At 40.2% G+C, this 3,262-nt stretch carries 3 protein-coding genes and 1 pseudogene; 1 reads left to right on the top strand and 3 read right to left on the bottom strand.

Annotated elements, in window-relative coordinates; all coding sequences use genetic code 11:
* A pseudogene (locus H5185_RS21480) lies at window positions 1–128 on the bottom strand (S4 domain-containing protein); the annotation flags it as partial.
* Window positions 129–135: 7 nt separating this feature from the next.
* Between H5185_RS21480 and pheA the strand changes: the two are divergent.
* Window positions 136–2,082, top strand: coding sequence for a prephenate dehydratase (gene pheA / locus H5185_RS21475; protein ID WP_182743164.1), 1,947 nt, complete (start codon window positions 136–138; stop codon window positions 2,080–2,082).
* 119 nt (window positions 2,083–2,201) lie between these two features.
* Here pheA and H5185_RS21470 read toward each other — a convergent pair whose 3' ends face one another.
* Both H5185_RS21470 and H5185_RS21465 read right to left on the bottom strand, forming a co-directional pair.
* Window positions 2,202–2,546: a hypothetical protein gene (locus H5185_RS21470; RefSeq protein ID WP_124017124.1), complete on the bottom strand. Its 345-nt coding sequence runs from the start codon at window positions 2,544–2,546 to the stop codon at window positions 2,202–2,204.
* Window positions 2,547–2,839: 293 nt separating this feature from the next.
* Window positions 2,840–3,262: prephenate dehydrogenase dimerization domain-containing protein (locus tag H5185_RS21465; RefSeq protein ID WP_182743162.1), on the bottom strand; the 423-nt coding region annotated here is incomplete at its 5' end.

The raw sequence follows: 3,262 nt of genomic DNA, 5'->3' as shown, positions 1-3,262 counted from the left end.
GGCGGAACCCTAACGATGTCTCCGATTTGTAATTTATATTCTGGCTTGATGCGTTTTTTGTTTACCCGCACTTCGCCTTTGCGCACAATCCGATAGATCATGCTTTTCGGTACGCCTTTTAATTTTGAGGTCTATATGCAAAAACCACCCGCGTTAAGTCAAACTCGCGAACAGATCACTGCTCTTGATAAAGCGCTATTAGAGTTATTATCTAAACGCCGCCAATTAAGCTTAAATGTAGCTCGCAGTAAAGAAATTGATGTTAGGCCAATACGAGACACCCAAAGAGAAAAAGAACTGCTCGAAAGACTCGTGCTACAAGGTCGAGAACAAGGTCTTGATGCTCACTTTGTCATCTCCCTTTATCAAAGTATTATTGAAGACTCAGTGTTATTTCAACAAACCTATCTTCACGGCAGAGCAAATCCAGACACTCAAAAACAACAATATACTGTGGCTTATTTAGGAGCGAGAGGCTCTTATTCATACTTAGCAGCTAGCCGTTACTGCTCTCGTCGCCAAGTAGAAATGCTCGATTTTGGCTGTAAAAGTTTTGATGACATCGTTAATGCCGTCGAATCTGGTCATGCTGATTACGGCTTTCTGCCGATTGAAAATACCTCTTCAGGATCTATCAATGAAGTGTATGACGTGCTGCAACATACAACGCTATCGATTGTCGGCGAAACAACCATTGAAGTCAGTCACTGTTTACTCACGAAACCTGACAGTAAGCTAGCTGATATAGAAACTATCTATGCGCATCCGCAGCCAATTAGCCAATGTAGTCGTTATTTAAGCCAACATCCTAATATTAAACTTGAATATTGCTCCAGTAGTGCTGAGGCAATGACAAAAGTTATCGAAGCGAAGAATAACACTGTCGCAGCAATAGGCAGTGCAGAAGGCGGAGCCTTATATCAACTGATTGCAATGGAACAAGGTTTAGCAAACCAAAAGATTAACCAAAGTCGGTTTATCGTTGTCGCCCGCAAAGCCTCTGCAGTACCGTCTCAATTACCCGCTAAAACCACCTTAATCATGGCAACAGGACAAAAGCCTGGTGCATTAGTAGAGGCATTACTGGTTCTTAAAGCGCATAACTTGAATATGAGCAAATTAGAATCTCGCCCTATTCCAGGAACGCCATGGGAAGAGATGTTTTATCTCGACATTGATGGCAACTTAGCCACAGCAGAAGTTCAACAAGCGATTAAAGAGCTAGAACGCCTTACCCGTTTTATTAAAGTATTAGGCTGCTACCCCTGTGAAACGGTTAAACCAACCCAGCTATCGCAAGCCCAGCTATTGATTGAACCAGGCAGTTCAAAACAACAACCAATCAAGGCTTTACCCAATAGCCAAGCAAAGCATTCACGCGACTATAAATCACAAGACACTCAGTTATTTTGTCAACATTTACAAATAGGTGCCGGACAGTTTAGCGCATTACAGCAAATTAATTTGCCGATAGATAATACCGAACTAGCCACCCAAGCTAAGATTATCAAAGAATCAGGTTTTCAAGCTATTTTGCTCAACGATTTAAAGCAACAACTGAATGAACAAGAGCTAAAACAGCATGCACAAGTGATTGAGCAAGCCGGTTTAGTATGCATAATGCAAGTAGATCATGAACAAGAGTTTAGTATCGCAAGCCAATTAGCAGACATGTTGATTTTGAGCGGTAAACAAATGTATAACACCGACATGTTAACCTTAATTGGTTCAGTCAATTTGCCGGTGATATTAGAGCGAAATACCATGGCTAGTGTTGACGATTGGCTACAAGCCGCCGATACGGTCCTTAGCCACGGTAATCAACAATTAGGCCTATGTGAGTCAGGAGTGCGAAGTTTTACTCATCCTGAGCAGTTAAGCCTCGATTTAGCGGGGCTAGTTGAAGTTAAATTACGCAGTCATTTACCCGTTATTGTTAATACTTGTTTTAGTAGTAATGCTGCGCTGCTGAGCACTAATGCGATTGCCGTAAAACAGCTAAAAGCCGATGGCATCATTATTATCCATCAAACGCAGTTGTCATATGCTGAGTTGCTCCACGACTTATACCAGATAAAATAAAACATCTACTATGAGTTAAAGGTTATCCAACTATTTTATCTTGAGCCGACCTTCACTCAAGCCAATAAAAATGCCGAGATGTTATCTCGGCATTTTGCTTCACTAGTCGCTTCTTTTACTTAAACGGCAAGACCATCATTAAGACTGATCCAGCCTTTGAAAATACGATAACTAAACCAACTAACACCAAGGATGTACATTGGTAAACTTAACCATAATGGACTTAACCAATAACCGGCAATAAAAAATGGACACAGGCCGATTATACTCATGCGTTGCCAGCGTAAATGACTACCTAGCACAGAATCTGGATTAATATTTTTCTGGATCAAATTAAACCAAAGGCTCAATAATACGGGAACAAAAAACAATGGAAAGGCACTCATTAAACCATAAAGAAAATGCCCTAAGGAATTATCTTCAACCTGTTGAATAGGCAGTGTATTCGATGGCATCATCGACATAGGGTTATCCTCCAAATGCAACTGCTTTTACTGAGCTAACACGGTTTTGTTACACTACGATGCTAGTTAAACATAAGCTTTGTGTCACTATTTCGCAATATTTAGATTAATTAATAATGCTTCATTTAACAGCAATTCACTTCGACTAGGAATACAAAAAGACAGTAAAGAAATAAAAGTAAGTGATTTTACCGAACCCTACACCACTGCATCTGTTTGTTTTCTACTGTTCAATACAACAATAATGATGGGGTAAAACAAATTTAAAAACTGTTTAGTACCCCAAATACAAGTTAACTGCTTTTCATATCGTTAACAGATTGCAACATGGCGCGACTTTCGTGTTGGAACTGAGGAGCAAAATCACCAAACCATTTCGCCACTCGCTGAAATTGCTCAACAAAGGCTTGTCTATTTCCGGTTTGCAACATGGTTAATGCATCACGATAATTATCAAGATAATCACTTATCGCATGTTGACTACCAGCTTGTGCAAATATGATATCGGCATAAAGCTCAGGATCTTGAGCAAATAAACGTCCAACCATGGCCAACTCTAAGCGATAAATAGGTGAGCTAAATTGCAGTAGGTTTCCAATATCAGCTTCTTCTTTACACAGGTTGACACCATATACAAAGGTTGAAAAGTGACGCATAGCTTGCACTAGTTGCATGGCTTTATCATGACGTTCGGCTTCAGCTTCGACAATACGAGC

Source organism: Shewanella sp. SG44-6, assembly GCF_014164185.1.
Lineage (GTDB): Bacteria > Pseudomonadota > Gammaproteobacteria > Enterobacterales > Shewanellaceae > Shewanella > Shewanella vesiculosa.
Note: the sequence above shows the minus strand (reverse complement) of the source record. Positions and strands in the feature narration are given on the sequence as shown.

Excerpts from the sequence above, each read along its gene's own strand:
- H5185_RS21470 (WP_124017124.1), bottom strand. The coding sequence starts at position 2,546 with ATGTCGATGATGCCATCGAATACACTGCCTATTCAACAGGTTGAAGAT.
- pheA (WP_182743164.1), top strand. The coding sequence starts at position 136 with ATGCAAAAACCACCCGCGTTAAGTCAAACTCGCGAACAGATCACTGCT.